General features: G+C 61.5%; 15 protein-coding genes. 3 read left to right on the top strand and 12 right to left on the bottom strand.

Annotated elements, in window-relative coordinates; all coding sequences use genetic code 11:
- Positions 1 to 146: 146 nt before the first annotated feature.
- Positions 147 to 1,460, top strand: coding sequence for an aspartate aminotransferase family protein (locus tag Q9295_RS05920; RefSeq protein ID WP_306679583.1), 1,314 nt, complete (start codon positions 147 to 149; stop codon positions 1,458 to 1,460).
- A gap of 45 nt (positions 1,461 to 1,505) precedes the next feature.
- On the opposite strand, the gene Q9295_RS05925 is transcribed toward Q9295_RS05920, so the two are convergent.
- The 5 genes from Q9295_RS05925 to Q9295_RS05945 all read right to left on the bottom strand — a co-directional run bounded on the left by Q9295_RS05925 (position 1,506) and on the right by Q9295_RS05945 (position 6,624).
- Positions 1,506 to 2,618, bottom strand: coding sequence for an ABC transporter ATP-binding protein (locus Q9295_RS05925; RefSeq protein WP_306679584.1), 1,113 nt, complete (start codon positions 2,616 to 2,618; stop codon positions 1,506 to 1,508).
- Positions 2,619 to 2,622: 4 nt separating this feature from the next.
- Entirely contained in the window at positions 2,623 to 3,765 is a 1,143-nt protein-coding gene (locus Q9295_RS05930; protein ID WP_306679585.1) for an extracellular solute-binding protein, read from the bottom strand.
- Positions 3,762 to 4,610: an ABC transporter permease gene (locus tag Q9295_RS05935; RefSeq protein ID WP_306679586.1), complete on the bottom strand. Its 849-nt coding sequence runs from the start codon at positions 4,608 to 4,610 to the stop codon at positions 3,762 to 3,764. The genes Q9295_RS05930 and Q9295_RS05935 overlap by 4 nt, the downstream gene beginning before the upstream one ends.
- Positions 4,607 to 5,512 (bottom strand): ABC transporter permease, encoded by a 906-nt coding sequence (locus Q9295_RS05940; protein ID WP_306679587.1) that lies wholly within the window; start codon positions 5,510 to 5,512, stop codon positions 4,607 to 4,609. The genes Q9295_RS05935 and Q9295_RS05940 overlap by 4 nt, the downstream gene beginning before the upstream one ends.
- A 191-nt stretch (positions 5,513 to 5,703) precedes the next feature.
- Entirely contained in the window at positions 5,704 to 6,624 is a 921-nt protein-coding gene (locus Q9295_RS05945) for a LysR substrate-binding domain-containing protein (RefSeq protein ID WP_306679588.1), read from the bottom strand.
- Positions 6,625 to 6,810: 186 nt separating this feature from the next.
- Between Q9295_RS05945 and dapF the strand changes: the two genes are divergently transcribed.
- Together dapF and Q9295_RS05955 are read left to right on the top strand one after the other, a co-directional pair.
- The gene (dapF, locus tag Q9295_RS05950; RefSeq protein ID WP_306679609.1) at positions 6,811 to 7,605 is read left to right on the top strand and encodes a diaminopimelate epimerase; all 795 of its coding nucleotides are present in this window, start codon (positions 6,811 to 6,813) and stop codon (positions 7,603 to 7,605) included.
- Entirely contained in the window at positions 7,602 to 9,074 is a 1,473-nt protein-coding gene (locus Q9295_RS05955; protein WP_306679589.1) for a M81 family metallopeptidase, read from the top strand. The genes dapF and Q9295_RS05955 overlap by 4 nt, the downstream gene beginning before the upstream one ends.
- On the opposite strand, the gene Q9295_RS05960 is transcribed toward Q9295_RS05955, so the two are convergent.
- The 7 genes from Q9295_RS05960 to Q9295_RS05990 form a co-directional block, all read right to left on the bottom strand.
- Positions 9,071 to 12,355 carry an error-prone DNA polymerase gene (locus Q9295_RS05960; RefSeq protein WP_306679590.1) on the bottom strand — a complete coding sequence of 1,095 codons (3,285 nt, stop codon included), beginning with the start codon at positions 12,353 to 12,355 and terminating at the stop codon, positions 9,071 to 9,073. The two genes, Q9295_RS05955 and Q9295_RS05960, sit on opposite strands and share 4 nt — an antisense overlap.
- On the bottom strand, positions 12,355 to 13,866 hold the full coding sequence (locus Q9295_RS05965) for a Y-family DNA polymerase (protein WP_306679610.1): 1,512 nt from the start codon (positions 13,864 to 13,866) through the stop codon (positions 12,355 to 12,357). Before Q9295_RS05965 ends, Q9295_RS05960 begins: the two co-directional genes overlap by 1 nt.
- A complete protein-coding gene (locus tag Q9295_RS05970; RefSeq protein WP_306679591.1) occupies positions 13,814 to 14,605 on the bottom strand; it encodes a hypothetical protein in 792 nt (263 codons plus the stop codon). Before Q9295_RS05970 ends, Q9295_RS05965 begins: the two co-directional genes overlap by 53 nt.
- 213 nt (positions 14,606 to 14,818) lie before the next feature.
- Complete coding sequence (locus Q9295_RS05975) at positions 14,819 to 15,940, bottom strand: hypothetical protein (RefSeq protein ID WP_306679592.1); 1,122 nt, start codon at positions 15,938 to 15,940, stop codon at positions 14,819 to 14,821.
- A 71-nt stretch (positions 15,941 to 16,011) separates the two neighbouring features.
- Complete coding sequence (locus tag Q9295_RS05980) at positions 16,012 to 16,350, bottom strand: phage holin family protein (protein ID WP_306679593.1); 339 nt, start codon at positions 16,348 to 16,350, stop codon at positions 16,012 to 16,014.
- 21 nt (positions 16,351 to 16,371) lie between these two features.
- Entirely contained in the window at positions 16,372 to 16,581 is a 210-nt protein-coding gene (locus Q9295_RS05985) for a PLD nuclease N-terminal domain-containing protein (protein WP_306679594.1), read from the bottom strand.
- A gap of 465 nt (positions 16,582 to 17,046) precedes the next feature.
- Positions 17,047 to 17,235, bottom strand: coding sequence for a CsbD family protein (locus tag Q9295_RS05990; protein ID WP_306679611.1), 189 nt, complete (start codon positions 17,233 to 17,235; stop codon positions 17,047 to 17,049).
- Between the last annotated feature and the right edge of the window lie 34 nt (positions 17,236 to 17,269).

Below are 17,269 nucleotides of genomic sequence, written 5' to 3' on the forward strand. Positions count from 1 at the left end.
CCCCCATCGTTCATCACCGGGCTGCTCGTGTCAATTCGGCGCTTTTGTGGGAAAATCACCCAAGATGCAACGGCTTGGCGATAATGCAATTTGACAGAAGGGCGGGCGGCGGACAGGCTTTGGTAACCATTTTTCAGGGGGCGATTTTGCTGCGAAATTCAGATCTTGAGCTGGCTTTGGCCGATGCGACCGCGCGCTATACCGCAGCCAACCCAGCCAGTCTGGCGCGCCATGAAGCGGCTAAGGCCAGTCTGCCGGGCGGCAATACCCGCTCGGTCATGTGGTATGAGCCTTTCCCGGTTGGCATCGCCAAGGGCGAGGGCGTGCAGCTTACCGATCTGGACGGCCACAGCTATACGGACTTTGTCAGCGAATATTCGGCGGGGCTCTACGGTCATTCCAACCCCCTGATTCAAAACGCGATGCGTGAGGCGATTGCCAATGGTGTCGCCTTGGGCGGCCCCAACTCTTATGAGGCTTTGCTGGCCGACGAGCTGTGTGCGCGCTTTGCCGCGCTGGAGCGGGTGCGGTTTACCAATTCCGGGACCGAGGCCAATATCATGGCGATCTCAGCCGCGCGGGCGATCACCGGGCGCGACAAGGTGATGGTGTTCCGCGAGGGCTATCACGGTGGCGTGCTGCTTTTTGGGCACGGCGGTTCGGTGCTGAACCTGCCTTTTCCTTATGTGATGGCGGATTACAACGACATTGAGGGCACCGAGGCGCTGCTTCGGGCGCATAAGGACAGCATTGGCGCGGTGATCTTGGAGCAGATGCTGGGGGCGGGCGGCTGTATCCGCGCCTCGGACGCGTTCTTGGCGATGCTGCGGCGGGTGACGCAAGAGACCGGGGCCTTGTTGATTTTCGATGAGGTGATGACCTCGCGCCAGCATTTCAATGGCTTGCAGGCGGTGACCGGGATCACGCCGGATCTGATGACTTTGGGTAAATATATCGGCGGCGGGGCCAGCTTTGGTGCCTTTGGCGGACGGGCCGATCTGATGGCGCGGTTTGATCCGGGCGCGGAAGGCTGTTTTGGCCATGGCGGCACATTTAACAACAATATCATCAGCATGAGGGCTGGCTATACCGGGCTCAGTCAGGTGTTGACGCAAGAAGCCTCGGCCCTGTTCAACGCTTTGGGGGCGCAGTTGCAGACCCAGATCGACGGGCTTTTTGCAGCCCACGGATTGGCGGGCTGCACCGCGGGCTATGGCTCGCTTTTCGCGGTGCATTTCATGCCGCGCGAAGCGGTGACGCCACAGGCGGTGGATCAGGCCGACCGGCGGGTGCAGAAGCTTTGGCATCTCGAGATGATGCTGGCCGGGCAATATGTCACGCCGCGCGGCATGATCGCTTTGGCCTTGCCGCATAGCGAGGCGGATTGTGCGGGCCTTGTGGCGGCGATGGACCGCTTCTTGGCCGATCACGCGGCGATCTTGCCAAAGCTGCAAGGCTAGATGGGCAGGGGGGCTTCGGCCCCCGCTGCCTTTAGGGAGGGTGCTTTAGAGCACGACGCAATCGGCCGGGGCGAAGCCCAGTTCCATCGCCGCCCCCTCTGCCGCCAAGGCGCCAGAGATCGCGGTGTTGACGCGGATCAGCGCCGGTTCTCCGATATCCACCTCATAGATCACCCGGCCGCCGAGGTAAGACGAAGACACGACCTTTCCGCGCAAGGGGCTTGCGCCGGGCGGGGGCGGGGTGGTGAGCATTTGCGGGCGCACCACCACGGTCACCGCCTCACCAACGCTCAGCTGCCGAGGCGAGGTGATTTGCACGGATTGGCCGCCGGTGAGGGTGACACTGGCGACAGAGCCTGTCACCGTCGCGACCTTGCCCTCTAACATATTGGCTTTGCCCAAGAAATCCGCGACGAATTTGGTGGCGGGCCGGTCATAGACATCTTGCGGCGTGCCGATCTGCTCGGCCCGTCCGGCATTCATCACCACGATGCGGTCCGACATCGACAAAGCTTCTTCCTGATCATGGGTCACGAAAAGCGCGGTGATGCCGGTCTGCTTTTGGATCTTCTTGATCTCGACGCGCATCTCTTCGCGCATATTGGCGTCCAGCGCGGAAAGCGGCTCATCAAGCAAAAGAACCTCGGGCTCAAAGACGATGGCACGGGCCAAAGCGATGCGCTGTTGCTGGCCACCTGACAGTTGCGACGGCAGCTTTCTCTCAGACCCCGGCAGACGCACCATCTCAAGCGCGCGGGTGACGCGGGTGGCGATCTCGGCTTTCGGCACGTTGCGGTATTTCAGACCAAAGGCCACATTGTCGAAAATGCTCTTATGCGGGAACAGCGCGTAATTTTGGAACACCAGCCCGATGTTGCGCTGGTAGATCGGCACGTCGTCGATCCGCCGCCCGCCGATCGAGATCTGCCCGTGGGTGATGTCGACCAGCCCGGCGATTGAGCGCAGCAAGGTGGTCTTGCCACAGCCTGAAGGGCCCAAAAGCGTGGTGAAGCTGCCTTTCTCGATCGACAAAGAGAAATCCTGCACCGCCACGAACTTGCCGTAAGCAACTTCGACATTGCGGAATTCGACCGCCGGAGGGGCGGTAGCGGGGGCGGGGGAAGCCCCGGCCAATGGCCGGGACTCCGTCAGGTTCATTGCATCAGGCACCTTTGGCGATCCTGTCCCATTGTTTGGCCCAATCGGTCTCATGCTCGGCCCAATAGATCGGGTCAGCGAAGGTCAGGCTTTCCATTTTGCCGGTGGGGTCGAAGGCTGGCATCGCCTTGATCTTATCGGTCAGCTCGACCTTGGTCGGATCCAGCGAGGGCGGATAGCTTTGACCTTCCGAGACGGCGATCGAGGTCTCAACATCCAGCATGAAGTTGATCAGCTCTTCACATTCCGCCATCGGCGACCCTTTGAGAACCAGAAGATCCTCCATCCAAGCGTAAGAGCCGGGCGGGTCGATATAGCCAATCGGATGGCCCTGCTGCTGCAAGGCGGCGACGCGGCCCGACCATGCTTCCGAGACCACGATCTCGCCTTTGGACAGAAGGTCCATCAGCTCGGCGCCCGAGGCCCAGAACTTCTTGGCCAAATCGCGCTGCTCGCGCACCTTGGCCCAGACGGCCTCGATGTCTTGGATGTTGTTGGGGTCTTGGCCCGACCCCAAAGCGCCATACCAGACCCGGGTGGTCATGCTGTCATAGCCGCCAATTTTGCCCTTATAGGCCGGATCGGTCAGCAGCGCGGCGCCTTTAGCTGCCGCTTCTTCGGGCGAGATCACCGTGGTGTTATAGGCAATCCCGGTGGTGCCGTAGTTATAGGGCACGGCAGAAAGCTTCGGCGTGATCTTGCGGAAAGGATCGATCATCGCCTGCATGACATTGGCCATGTTCGGGATATTGGCCTCGTTGATTTCCGAGGTCAGGCCCGAGTTCACATAGCGAACGTAATATTCCACGCCGGACGAGTGGACGATCTGGAAGTCGCCGGGGGCAGAGGTCTTGGCCTTGGCGATGATCTCCGTTTCATCGCCAAAGGTGCCTTGCACCACACTGATCGAGGTTTTTGCGGTGTAGGGTTGGAAGGCGTATTTATCCATCGCCTCTTGCACGGTGCCGCCCCAGCCGTCGAAGCGCACGTTCTTCACTTGCGCCAAGGCCTTGTTGCCCCAAGGCAGGAAGATCCCAGCCGAAGCCGCTGCAGCGGCGGTCAGGCCGAGGAAGCGGCGCCGATCAAGGTCGCCTTGCTGATAGCGGTCTTTCAGCCGCTCTAATCTGGTGGTGCTGGACAGTTTCATTTTGCGGTCTCCCTTGTTGTTCGTTTTTTCAATCGTGAAACAACTTGAACCAGGATGCCGCCGATCAGCGGGATGCCGACGGTCATCACAATCATCACCGTGCCAAGCGCGTTGACCTCGGGACTGATCGAGGTTTTCAGCATCGACAGGATCTGGGTGGGCATGGTCTCGACCCCGGCAGGCCGCCAGAACAGGCTGGCCGAGGTGTTGTCGAAGGAGATGGTAAAGGCCAAAAGCGCGCCCGCGACCACGGCGGGCAGCAGAAGTGGCAAAGTGATGGCACGGAAGGTTGCAAGGCGCGAGGCGCCAAGTGACATGGCCGCCTCTTCATAAATCCGCTTCACCCCGACCATGCGGGCTTGGGCGATCAGCACCACATAGGGCAGGGCCAGAAGGATATGGCCGAGCACGAGGATGCCCAAACTGCGCGGGGTCTCGATCGCCTTAATCAGGATCAGCAGGCCAACGCCCAAGATTGTCTCGGGCACCAAAGCGGGCAAGATCACCACCGTGCCCAAAATGGATTTTCCAAGAAAATCAAAGCGTACCAGCGCGAAGGCGGTCACGATGCCAAGAAGCGTGGTCACCACCGCCGTCACCAGCGCGATCCAGAGCGAGATCTGGAAGGCCTCGATCACCCGCGCATTTTGCCACAAAACCTCGTACCAGCGCAGCGAAAAGCCGGTCATTGGGAAGCCACCAAACTGCGAGGCGTTGAAGGACAGCACGACCGTCGCGACGATGGGCGCGAACATGAAGATGTAAACGAGAAGGGTGATAATCCGGGTCAGGGCCCAAGCGAGCCGCCCTTCTGAAGACCAGCTCTTCCGGCGGGGGCGGCTCATCCTCCCAATCCTTTCACGATTTGCGACATGCCCATGAAGCGGGTGTAGATCGCGGCGACAGAGCCCAAGATGAAGAAGAGTACGATGGAAAGCGTGGCCCCCATCGGCCAGTTTAACTGCCCCATGATCGTGTCATAGATCAGATTGCCAAAGAGCGCGTCGCGGCCCGAGCCAAGGAGTTGCGGCGTCACATAGCTGCCCGCGGCCAGCACAAAGCACAGCATCAAGCCCGCGGCCAAGCCGGGAAGTGAGAGCGGCAATGTCACCTCGCGGAAGGCTTGCGCATTGGTGCAACCCATTGATCTCGCGGCCTGCACAAGGGTGCGGTCGATGCCCTCAAGGCTGACATAGATGTTCAGGATCATATAGGGCAACAGGAAGTGCAGCAGGCCCATGATCACCGCGCCTTCGGTGTAAAGCATCTGCATCGGCGCTTCGATCAGGCCCAGTTTCATCGCCCAAACGTTGATGAGGCCCTGCTCGCCAAGAATGTGGATCCACGAAAAGGTGCGGATGGTGAAGCTGATCCAGAAGGGCACGATCAAAAGCAGCAACAAAAGCCACTTTTGCCGAAACGCCGTCGCCCAGATGAAATAGGCCGGGAAATAACCGACGACGGCGCAGATCAGGGCTGTCACCATGCCCACCCGCAGCGTTTTGAGCAAGAATCCGTGATAATAGCTGTCGGTGAAGAATTCGTGCCAATTGGCGACGGTGAGACTGGCTTCTTCCACCCCGGCGGTGACGAAGGTGTAGAAGGTGTAAATTCCCATCACCACGATCGGTAAGATCATGAAACAAATCAGCAAAAGGGCGGCAGGGGCCACCAATAGCCAGGCCAGTCGGGGGTCATAAAGGCTCCAGCCGCGTTTGGCAGTGGCTGGCAGACGGTCTGCGGTCATTGCGGTTCTGATGCTCCCCTGAAGACCGGGACGCGTGGGGCGGCCAACGGCCAATGGCCGCTGATTCAGTCTCCGCATTTCCCTGTCGCGTCATTATTTTTACTCACGCTAGCGGCAGGTTCTGGCAGCTGTAAAATATCGTTTAACCATCCTGTTATTCATTGTTGATATGAGAGGCGGGTTTGATCCTTTCAAATCAACTCACGCGCCGTCAGGCGCTCAACAATATCGTCCAAGGTTTGGCGAAGCGCATCCATAAAACCAGCGCTCCATTGGCTCTGCCGGACCGGATCGGGTTGCCAAATATTCAGGCTGTAGGGAATGGTTTTTGCCAAGGGGCGAACCGTTAAGTTATTGCCCTCAAAGGCTAATGCGGTCAGTGGATTGACAATCGATATCCCAATCCCTTGCGAAACCATGCCGCCGATTGAGGTGGCGGTTGTGGTCTCGACCATAAGATTGCGGCTGACACCGGCGGTGTCGAATAAGGCGTCGATCTGCCGCCGATAGCTGTCTTCTTCCGAATAATAAATAAAATCTGAGCCTTCCATCTGCTCGACTTCAAGGCATTTATAGCGAGAAAGCGGGTGATCGGCCGGCATGACGCACAATAGATTGCCCAGATCGCGCTGCTCAAGACTGCCCAAACCGCCCGGCACACGGCCCTCCACCACACCCAGATCAAAAATCTTGTTCAAAAGTTCACGCGTCAGCACCGATTCCTCGATGGAATGCACCTTGATCGCGGCGTCTTTATGCAGGGCACGAAACCGATCAATCGTTTGCGGCATCAGGGCATGAGCAAAAGCGGGCAGGCAAGCCACGGCAATTCTTTGCAGCCGGTCGCCTCGAATGGCATCCGCCGCGCGGCCGATTTCATCCAAGCTGACGAAAGAGCGTTGGACAATGCTATGCAGTGCAATGGCGCGCGGTGTGACTTCAAGCCGGCGCTTGTCGCGCAGAAAAAGCACAAAGCCCAAGCTGTCTTCGAGCGCCTTTAATTCGCGGCTGATTGTGGGTTGAGAGGAATAAAGTTCCGCGGCCGTCTCTGTGACGCTGAGCGTCTGCATAAGCGAGCGAAAGATCTCGAGCTGGCGATGGGTCAGGCGCATGGGTTTCTTATATCAAGGGTGAATGAATTGTAGATTTTATTGAATTTGACAGCATGTTTAACAACCGTGCAACACATCATTCTGCAATGATGCGAGGTGCCCATGCCGTCTCTGGAGCCTTCAGAAAAGGACCTGCGTTTCGCTGCCGTCCAGCAGGCGATGGCGCTTGTGGATGGCTTTGTGAAAATGCACGGGGCGGGGAATGATTTCGTTCTCATTGACGGAAGGACGCGACGCTTTCGTCCATCTGCTGCGCAAATATCCGCAATCTGTGATCGCCATTTCGGCGTAGGCGGGGACCAACTTTTGGTGCTTGAACCCGGCGAAGAAGCCGCTGATTTGCGTTTGCGCATTTACAATATCGACGGGCAAGAGGCGGAAACTTGCCTTAATGCAACCCGTTGTGCAGCTTGGATAATCCTGAATGAAACTGGTGCATCGTCGGTGCGGATCGCCACGATGGGCGGGCTGATTAAGGCCTCTGCCGCCGCTCCGATGCAGGTCACTCTTCGCCAGCCAGAGCCTCGTTTCGAATGGCAGTCGGTGCCCTTGGCCGAGCCGCGCGATACGTTGAATCTTGGCTTGCAGGCGGGGCCACTGACGGCTCAGGGCGCACTCAGCATGGGCAATCCGCACCTGACCTGTTTCGTTCCGGATCTTGATGCGATCGACGTGCCGCGATGGGCGGATCAACTGCAGAAGCACCCACTTTTGCCGCAGGGGGCAAATGTCGGGGTGGCGCAGATCCTGTCGCCGGAAGCGATGCGGCTGGTTGTATGGGAGCGGCCGGGCATCTTGACGCAAGCCTGTGGCAGTGGTGCCTGTGCCGCTTTCACGGTGGCGCGGCGCTTGGGGTTGATAACGGCAGATCGCGCGGAAGTGGCCATGCCGGGCGGGAAGCTCTTTGTCGAAGAGACGCCGGAGGGCGCACTTTTGCTAACCGGCCCAGTGGCGGTGGCCTTCTGGGGCCAATTGCCATGAGCAAGCTGCGCATCGCCATCGGCGGAATTCAGCATGAAACCAACAGCTTCGCGCCGGTTCTTACGAGATATGCCGATTTTGACTCGACGGGCTCTTCACCGCCGATCCTGCGCGGAGAGGCGCTGCTTGCGCATGACGGAGCGGGGGCTCTAGGCGGCATATTGCGGGCATTGCGGCAGTCTGATGCGCAGATTCTGCCGCTGATCTGGGCCGAGGCGCAGCCGGGCGGCATCATCGAGCGTACCGCCTTCGACGCTTTGACGGAGGGGCTGTTTGAGGCTTTGGATCAGGCGGGGCCTTTGGATGCAGTGGTGTTGGATCTGCATGGCGCGATGGTGGCGCAAGGCACGCAGGATGCCGAGGGGTGGCTTTTAACTGAGCTGCGCCAAAGGCTTGGACCGGATTGCTTCATCGCTGCAGCTTTGGATTTTCACGGCAATCTCTCGACCCAGATGGTGGCACAGAGCGATTTCCTGCTCTCTTACCGGACCTATCCGCATGTCGATATGGCCGAGACCGGCGCGCGGGTGGTTGAGGCGGCCTTGGGCTGGTTGGCGCGCGGTCAGCGCCCCGCTAAGGCCTTTGCGCAAGGCGATTTTCTGATCCCAATCCATGCCCAATCTACCCTGATTGCGCCTATGACGAGGCTTGCAGCGTTGCAAAGACGCGCAGAGCGGGATGGCGCGGTATCCAGCTTTTTGCCGGGGTTCCCGCCGGCAGATGTCGCAGATTGTGGCCCCTCGATCTTGGCTTATGCGCAGGATCAGGCCACCGCGGATGCGGCGCTTTCGGTTTTGCGGCAGGGGCTGCATGAGGCTGAGGCTGATTTTGCGGCAATCGGCTTGCTCGATGGCCCTGCGGCCGTGGCGCAGGCCTTGCGTCCGGGGGCTGTGTCTCCGGCTATCCTCGTGGATACACAGGATAATCCGGGTGCCGGGGCCAGCTCTGACACCACGGGGATGCTGCGCGCTTTGTTGGCGGTTAACGCGCCCGATGCGGTGGTCGCAGTGCTTCACGATCCGCAAGCCGCCGCCTTAGCGCATGAAAAAGGCGTCGCTGCACATTTCGATCTGGCTTTTGGCGGAAGCGGCGATCAACCTTGGCGGGGAGAGGTGACGGTTGAGGCTTTGGGCGATGGCAGCTTTGCCGGAACCGGGGGCTATTACAACGGCAACCCCTTGAATTTTGGCCCAATGGCGCTTTTGCGGCTGAGGGGCAGCGGGGTGCAGGTGATTGTCGGTTCGGTCCGCGCGCAGGCGGGAACGCGCGCGATTTTCCATCATCTCGGTCTTGATCCCGCCAAGATTGCGGTGATTGGCTTGAAAAGCTCAGTGCATTTCATGGCGGACTTTGCTGAAGTGGCGGGCGAAGTGATCTATGCTGCTTTCCCCGGCCTGAACCGCGCTGATCCTTCTGAATTTCCGTATCAAAACCTAAGGCCGGGGCTGCGGCTTAAGCCGCAGGCCTAGTGGAAATCGCGCGAGTTCGGGATCACGCGCGCGTTTCGCGGATGGCTGCGCGAGGGCGAGGGCAGCGGGTTGCGCACATGGTCCGCGCGGGCAAGCGGGGTCGCAAAGCTGCGGTCGGCCAGCCGCAACAAAGCATCGCTGCGGTCGCGCAGATCCTCGGCCACCACATGGGTCACGCCTGAGCGCGGATCGCGCTGCATTCGGCCGGTTACTTGCATCAGCCGCGCGGTCATCACCACCTTGCGAAACTGCTCCATCACCTTGGGCCAGAGCACCAGATTGGCGACGCCGGTCTCATCCTCGATCGTGATGAAACAGACGCCTTTGGCGCTGCCGGGACGCTGACGAATGAGCACAAGCCCCGCCAGCCGAAGGTGCTTGCCATTGGGCAGGATCTCTAATTCTGACGCCGTTACAAAGCCTTGCCGCTTCATGCTCATGCGCAAAAAGGCCATCGGATGGGCCTTCAGAGACAGGCGCAGGGTTTGGTAATCGGCAACCACCGATTCCGCCAAAGGCATCTGTGGCAAGCGGACGGCAGGCTCGACACCCTCATCCTTTCCTGCTTGGAACAGCGGCAAATCAGGCGCGTCGCGCAACGCCCTTGCGTCCCAAAGGGCGGCCCGTCGCGTCAGTCCGGCGGAGCCAAAAGCATCCGCCGCCGCCAGGGCTCGGATGCTGCTTGCGCCAAGCCCGCTCCGACGGGCAAGATCGTCCAAGCTTTCATAGGGCGCATCGCGCGCCGCCATCAGCCGGGCCGCAGCCTCAGCCGCCAGACCGTCCAGCTGCCGCAGGCCCAAGCGCAGGGCAAAGCCCGTGCCCTTCGGCTCTAACGTATTGTCCCAATTGCTGAAATTCACATCCACAGGCCGCACCTCAACCCCGTGGGTCACCGCATCGCGGACGATTTGGGCAGGAGCATAAAACCCCATCGGCTGCGCGTTCAGCAAGGCGCAGGCAAAGGCCGCCGGGTGGTGGCATTTGAGGTAGGAGGAGACATAGACCAGCCGCGCAAAGCTGGCGGCATGGCTTTCGGGGAAGCCATATTCGCCAAAGCCTTTGATCTGGTCAAAGCAGCGCCGGGCAAAGGCCTCATCATAGCCGCGTTTGACCATGCGCCCGACCATGCGGCTTTGCAAAAGCTCGATGGTGCCGCGCGAGCGGAAGGTGGCCATGGCTTTGCGTAACTCATTGGCTTCTTTCGAGGAAAATTCCGCCGCCTCCATCGCAATCTGCATGGCTTGCTCTTGGAAGATCGGCACGCCAAGGGTGCGGCCAAGGATTTTGACCAGCTCATCTTGCGGGTGTTCGCGGCCCGGCGCGGGGTAGATCACCGGTTCTTCGCGGTTGCGGCGGCGCAGATAGGGGTGGACCATATCGCCTTGGATCGGGCCGGGGCGGACGATGGCGACCTCGATCACCAGATCGTAGAATTCGCGCGGTTGCAGGCGCGGCAGCATGTTCATCTGCGCCCGGCTTTCGACCTGAAAGACGCCAAGGCTGTCGCCCTTGCAAAGCATCTCATAGGTCGCCTTATCCTCTCGCGGCAGCGTGGTCAGATCATAGTCAATGCCGTAGTGATTTCGCAGCAAATCAAAGCACTTGCGGATGCAGGTCAGCATGCCAAGCGCCAGAATATCGACCTTCAAAATGCCCAAAGCGTCGATGTCATCCTTGTCCCATTCGATGAAACTGCGCTCTGGCATGGCGCCATTGCCAATCGGCACCGTCTCATGCAGCGGGCCTTCGGTCAGGATGAAACCGCCGACATGCTGGCTGAGGTGGCGCGGCATGCCGATCATCTGTTCGGCGAGTTTAAGGGCGCGCGAAAGCAGGGGATCGCTGAGATCCACCCCGGCTTCGCGGCTGTTCGCCTCTCCCATGCTCGAGCCCCAAGAGCCCCAGACGGTTTTGGCCAAGGCGGCGGTCACATCCTCGGAAAGACCCATGGCTTTTCCCACCTCACGGATGGCCGAGCGGGGGCGGTAATGGATCACCGTGCCGCAAAGGCCAGCCCGGTGGCGGCCGTAGCGGGCATAGATATGCTGGATCACCTCTTCCCGGCGCTCATGTTCGAAATCTACATCGATATCGGGGGGCTCATCGCGGTCTACGCTGATAAAACGTTCGAAAAGGACTTGTTGGTGTGAAGGGTCAACCGAGGTGATGCCCAGCACAAAGCAGACCGCCGAGTTGGCGGCCGAGCCGCGCCCTTGGCACAAAATGCCCTGCGCTTGCGCCCAAGCGACGATGTCATGCACGGTCAGAAAATATTGCGGGATCTTCTTCAGCGCGATGATCGCCAGCTCTTTTTCCAAAAGCGCGTGCACCTTTTGCGGCACGCCTTCGGGATATCTGCGGGCCGCACCTTCCCAAGTCAGGTGCTCTAGCTGGCTTTGCGGCGTCTCACCTTCGGGCACGCTTTCCATCGGGTAGTGATAGGCGAGCTCATCGAGCGAGAAGTTGCAGGCATCGGCAACCTGCCGCGTGGCGCGGATCGCATGCGGCCAATCGGCGAAGAGCCGGATCATCTCCTCGGCGGATTTCAGATGCCGCTCGGCATTGGCATCTAAAAGCCGCCCGGCGGTTTGGATGGTGGTGCCGGTGCAGATGCAGGTCATCACATCTTGCAGCGGGCGGCGCTCGGCGCTGTGGTAATGCACGTCATTGGTGGCGAGGATCGAAAGCCCATGCGCCCGCGCCAGCCGGTCAAGCCGGGTGATCCGCGCCCGATCATCGCCGCGATAAAGATAGCTCGCCGCGATATGGCGCAAAGAGGGCAGGCGGCGGCAGAGCCTTGGAAGGTTTCGTGCAAGCCTCTGCCCGGGGATCAGGATCAACTGCACCCCTTCCGCATGGGCGGCGAGGTCATCAAGGCTCAGATCGCAAGCGCCTTTGGCCTGCCAAGCGCCGCTGGCATCTTGCCTTTTGCCCTTGGTCAAAAGCGCGCAAAGCCGCGCATAAGCGGCGCGGTCGCGGGGGTAGGCGAGAAAGCTCTCGCCGCTCAGAAGCTGCAAGCGGCAGCCGATCAGGGGGCGCAAAGCGGCCTCTGTCGCGGCGCTATGGATGCGCACCACACCGGCCATGCTGTTCAGATCCGCCACGGCCAGCGTATCATGGCCCAAAGCATGGGCGGTAAGCGCAAGTTCTTGCGCGGTCGACGCGCCGCGCAGGAAGGAAAAGGCTGTGGTGACAGCCAGTTCCACATAAGAGCTGCGCGGATTGGGCGCGAAATCTCCGGTCAGGATCGTGCGGGGTTTGGGCCTATCTTGATCGGGCATCAGGCGAAAACCCCATGCAGGAACCAGCGCGGATCGGCACCGCGCCCGTCATCATGAAGCCCCTCGCGGTAGATCCAGAAACGGTGCCCGGCGGCGTCTTCGACCTTGTAATAGTCGCGCAGACGGGTACCGGGGCGATCGTGCCACCATTCGGGCGCGATGCGCTCGGGGCCTTGGTAGCGCGCGATCCGGTAGGTGCGGCGGCGCCATTGGAACTGCGCGGGCGGGCCCTCGGGCACGGCATAAAGCACCACCACTTCCTCGGCAGGGGTCAGGAGCCGCTGCGGGCGTTCGGTGGCGGGAAGCGGCTGCGGCGCGACGGGCGCAAGGGCCGGGCGTGAGGCCTCGGCCCGCTCGGGGATATGGCTTTGCGCAGGCTCAAGCCGGGTCAGCGCCTTGCTGCCAAAGCGCGCGGCGAGCCGGTCGACGAGATGCGCAAGTTCCAGCGTGGTCTCAGTCTCGCCCGCCAGATCGGGCTGGCGGATGGTCATGGCTTCGGTCAGCGGCGCTTCCAGCGAGATGAGGTCAAACCCATAGCCCGGTTTGATTTTCTCCAGCCGGTCACGGAAGAGAAAGGCCAGATGCCGCGCCTCACGGCTGGCCGAGGCGCAAGCGGCTTCGATCCGGCTGGTCTCGCCATCGGTGCGGTAAACGGTCAGGCTGAGCCGCCGCGCGCCGCGCCCGGCGCGGGCCAGTTGGTCGCAGAGATCTTGGCAGAGCTCGGGCAAGTGGTTGGTCGGGTCAAAGATCGGCTCGGGCAGGCGGGCATCGGCGCGAAAGAGCGGCGGGGCTTCGGGCGGGCAGACCGGCTCGGGCAGGTGGCCGGTCAATTGATCAAGCCGGATCAAAGGGTTGCGCGCGGGGTCGTGGCGCGGGAAACGCCGGGCCAGCGAAAGGCGCGGCAGATCGGCAATGGCTTTGATCTGCCGCAGGCCGAGCCGGTTCAAGAGGAGAACCGTCTCGGCCTCAAGCCGCAAAGCCGCCGGTGGCAGTTGCATCAGCATGGGCGAGTTGGCCCAATCCACCCCCCGCAAAAGGCTGCGCGGCGGGGCGTAGCGGGCAAGCGCCCAAGCCGCCCCCCAAGTGGAAGCAAGGGCAAGGCGGGCGGTGAAGCCAAGCGCCGACAAAGCGCCCTCCATCTCGGCCAGCATGGCGGGCTCGCCGCCGAAAAGATGGTCCGAGCCGGTGGTGTCAAGCACCAGCCCGTGGCTTTCGGCGGGACTGTCTTCCGGCGCATCGGCGGCGGTCCAAGGGCACCAGCGCCGTGCCCAAAGCGCGAGTTGGCGCAAGGCGGCGCGGTCGCCCGCGCGGTCGGCGTGATCGACCCGTAGCCCCGGCACCAGCGCGCGCATATCGGTGAGCCGCGCGCCCAAGGTCACGCCCGCCAGCCGCGCGGCGCGGTTCATCGCATGGATCACCGGACCCTGCGGTCCTTCATCCACCAAGGCCATGGCGAGCTCAGCCGAAGCCGCGTCGCCGCGTTGCAGCGCCTGTCTCTGCCAGCGTTCCATCGCGAATTGCGGCAACCAGATCGAGGTGATCCGGCGCGCGGCCTTCGTCACTTTCCCCGGTGCGTTCATGCCGGGCCTCCCATTCCCCGGGACGCGCATCGCGCGAGCGGAAAAGCTCGAGCTTCCAGCGCGCGGTGCCGGGGGCGCGGGGGTCGTCGGGATTGGCATCCGAGGGCAAGGGCGCGATGCGCCAACGCTCGCGCGCGGCGCTGAGACCGGGTTCGGCGCTCTGCCGGATCAGCCAGCAGGGCACGCCCGAGGCCTCGGCCCGCAGCGCGAGCCGCTTCAAAGCGGTGAAGCTGAGCGCTGAAGGATTGCCGCGCAACTCGGCCACCACTCCGGCCAAGACATTGCAATTCAAGCCTTCTTCCGCCGCGATCAGAATATCGGCTGGGCGTGAGAGCTGCATCAACAGCAAAGGCCGCGGGCCAAGGCCGGGCAGATAGGGCCGCCCCGCCTCGCGCCAGACCATACGCTCTTGCAGCCAGAGGATCGGGGTGAGGGGCTTTGGGGTTCTGTCGGATGCGGCGGGCTTGTGAGAGCCCGCAGCCGCGCGGCCCTTGATCTGCGCGCGCTCTTGGAAGGCCTGCTCCAACCGTGCCATCACAAAGCCCAAAGCCGCCGCCTCGCCGCCGGGGGCCGCAAAGACCTCGGACAGCGTCGCGCTTGCCTTGACCTTCGCTCCCAAAGGGGGCGCGGCAAGGGCGGGCGGAAAAGGGTTGGGGTCTGGCCGCGGCATGCACGGAATCACTGCCTAATGTTCCTGATTTGTTCTTTTACCGCTGCGCGCTTGCGCAAGCAAGAAATCTCCTGTGGATAAAGGCAAAACGCAGGTTTTTAACAAGGAAAAACCGCAGGCCCAAAGAGGGCACTGCGGTTGAACTTGGTCTAAGTGGCGGGCAGGGTAGAGAAATTTGGGGCGGAAGGATCAACCCGCCGCCCCATGGATCGCTTAGCTGCGCACAGCGTCATTCACTGCGGCTTCGGCCGCAGCGGCGGTCTCCGAGATCTTATCGGCGGCTTTCGAACCGGCTTTTTCAACCGCATCGGCGGCTTTATCGGCGGTGGCGCGGGCCTTGCGCGCACCGGTTTTAGCGGTCGAGCGGGCTGCCGCTTTCACTTTGCTTTTGGCAGTGCCTGCGGCCTCAGTGGCGGTGCGGGCGGCCTTACCTGCGGTGCGGCTGGCCTTCTCGGTCACATCCTCAGCCAAATCTTCGGCCTTGCGGGTGCCGCGACGCACGGCTTTGCCGGCGCTGCGCACAGCCTCATCAGCTGTGTGTTTGACATCCTCGGCCATGTCTTCGAACGACTGCCCTTGGTTCAGGCGCGAGACGAATTGCGTCGCCGCTGCCACCAAAGCCACCGGGGCCAAGAGCTTGAAGATGCCACGCCCGCGCAGGGCCAAGGCGACAAGGCCTGCACCGGCGGCGATCCCCACCACCGAGGCGGCGACAGGATGCTCTTGGGCCATGCGGCGGCCCTCATCCAAGCCACGGCTGGCATAGCGTCCGCCGCGATCGACGGCATCCCAAGCCTTCCGGCGCGCTTCCAGAGCCAGCTCTGCGGCCTCATCGCTGAGATTGCCCAAACCGTTGCGCATGGCGGAAGCTACACCTTCGGCCTGCTCGGCCGCGACGGCGGCTTTGGCTTCGGCAGTGGCAAGACCGCGCTCGTAAAGGTCCAAGAGTTTTTCGCGGGCGAGATCTTTGGCTTCGCGGGCAGCTTCCAGCCAGTCGTTGCCCTTTTCCTCAAGCCGATCAACGACATCGGCTGCACCGCGCACGGGGCCGCCTTCATCCTCCCAGCGTGCCAAAGTCTCACTCAGTGGCCCGCGACGCTTGGCGGCCAGCTCCGAGACGGTGGGGCGCAGCATCATATAGGCAAGCCCAGCACCGGCGATGGTCGCGCCGGCCAGCGCCACCGGCACCGGATGGGACTTGGCCACGCCCATCGCGCGCATGCTCGCTTTGCCCAGACCGATGGTTGCAGCGAGATCAGCAATGCTTTGGCTTAGCTGCGAATCTTGGGCATGGATGGCGGATTTCAGACGGCGGGTTTCCGAAGAGAACAGCATCGCAAAACTCCTTCAAGGTGTCGGGCAGGGCCGACAGACGATGTTACAAATCACAGGTGGACGACGCGGTCTCAGCGCCGTGAGGAGAAGGCGCGGCCCAAAGCCTGCTTTCCCCAAAGGATAAAGCCCAAGGCCAGCAGCAAAGCGCCCCCCGCCGTCAGGCCCAAGGCCGCATGCAGCGACCAATGATAGGCAACCAAAGTGGCAACCATGGCGACGATGCCCAGCACCAGCGCGGCAAGGGCGAAGAGGGCGCCGACCAAAACCAAGGCAAGGCCCTTACCGGCATGGCCGCCGCGCTCTTTGGTCTCAACTTGCAGCAAGGCCAGCCGCAGCCGGAAAGATTGCCGCGCGGAAAGGGCAATCCGCGCGACCTGCCAAAAAGGGTTCATCCCATTGTTCGTTGACATCAGGCGCCGCCCCTTCTTGGATCAGATCGAATGGCGTGCGCTGCGCGGGCCCGCGACGAGCCAGATGACAAAGCCCACAATTGGCAACAGAACCACCAAAAGCACCCAGATCACTTTGGCGCGGGTCGTAGAGTCAGAATTGACGATTGAAATAATGGCCCAGATGTCCAAGGCCAGAACGATCATTCCCCAAAAGCCGTTCAGGCTGAACATCGAGAATTCTTTCAGCATTGTCTTTCACTCCTGCAACGGCACGATGACTAAAGGATTGCCTTGGCCGATGCGGGGCTAACGCAAGCAATTTCGAATGGTTCCCTAGAGCGAGCTTTGAAATCAGCACGCGTGCGGAAAGACTGGATGGGTGTGAAGAGGTCGGGGTATGAGGCTTGAGAGAATAAGCGCAAGCGGGGGCGGATGCGGCTTGGCTAGAGGCTAATGCTTAAAATCAGATGAAGAGGCTGAAGGCTGAGCGGGCAGTGCGCAAACCGATGTAGGCGGCCAGGGCTCCCTTGCTTGATCGCAGGCCGGACGCTGTTGCGCCCGGCCGCTTCTGAGCCGTCTAGATCCTCATCAGGCGACCCAAGCGACACCGATTGAGATCCTAGCAGACGGCTCAAAATCGTGGGCTCGGGCCGGATGTGACCGTTTGAGCCACTTAGCCCGCATGGACTGCACCCGAAGCCAGGTGCTGCGCGCTTAGAGGTTGCGCGACCAATCGTCGACCTGACGCTCGGCCTCATCTTTGGCGATGCCATATTTTTGCTGAAGCTTCCCAACCAGCTGATCGCGGCGCCCTTCGGCCACATCCAGCTCATCATCGGTCAACTCGCCCCATTTCACCTTGGCCTGACCTTTAAGCCCACATTTCCCAAGTAAGGCGCTGATTTCGCTGTCCTGACCATTATATTTCCTATATAAA

Origin of the sequence: Pseudogemmobacter lacusdianii (genome assembly GCF_030848395.1) — a bacterium.
Lineage (GTDB): Bacteria > Pseudomonadota > Alphaproteobacteria > Rhodobacterales > Rhodobacteraceae > Pseudogemmobacter > Pseudogemmobacter lacusdianii.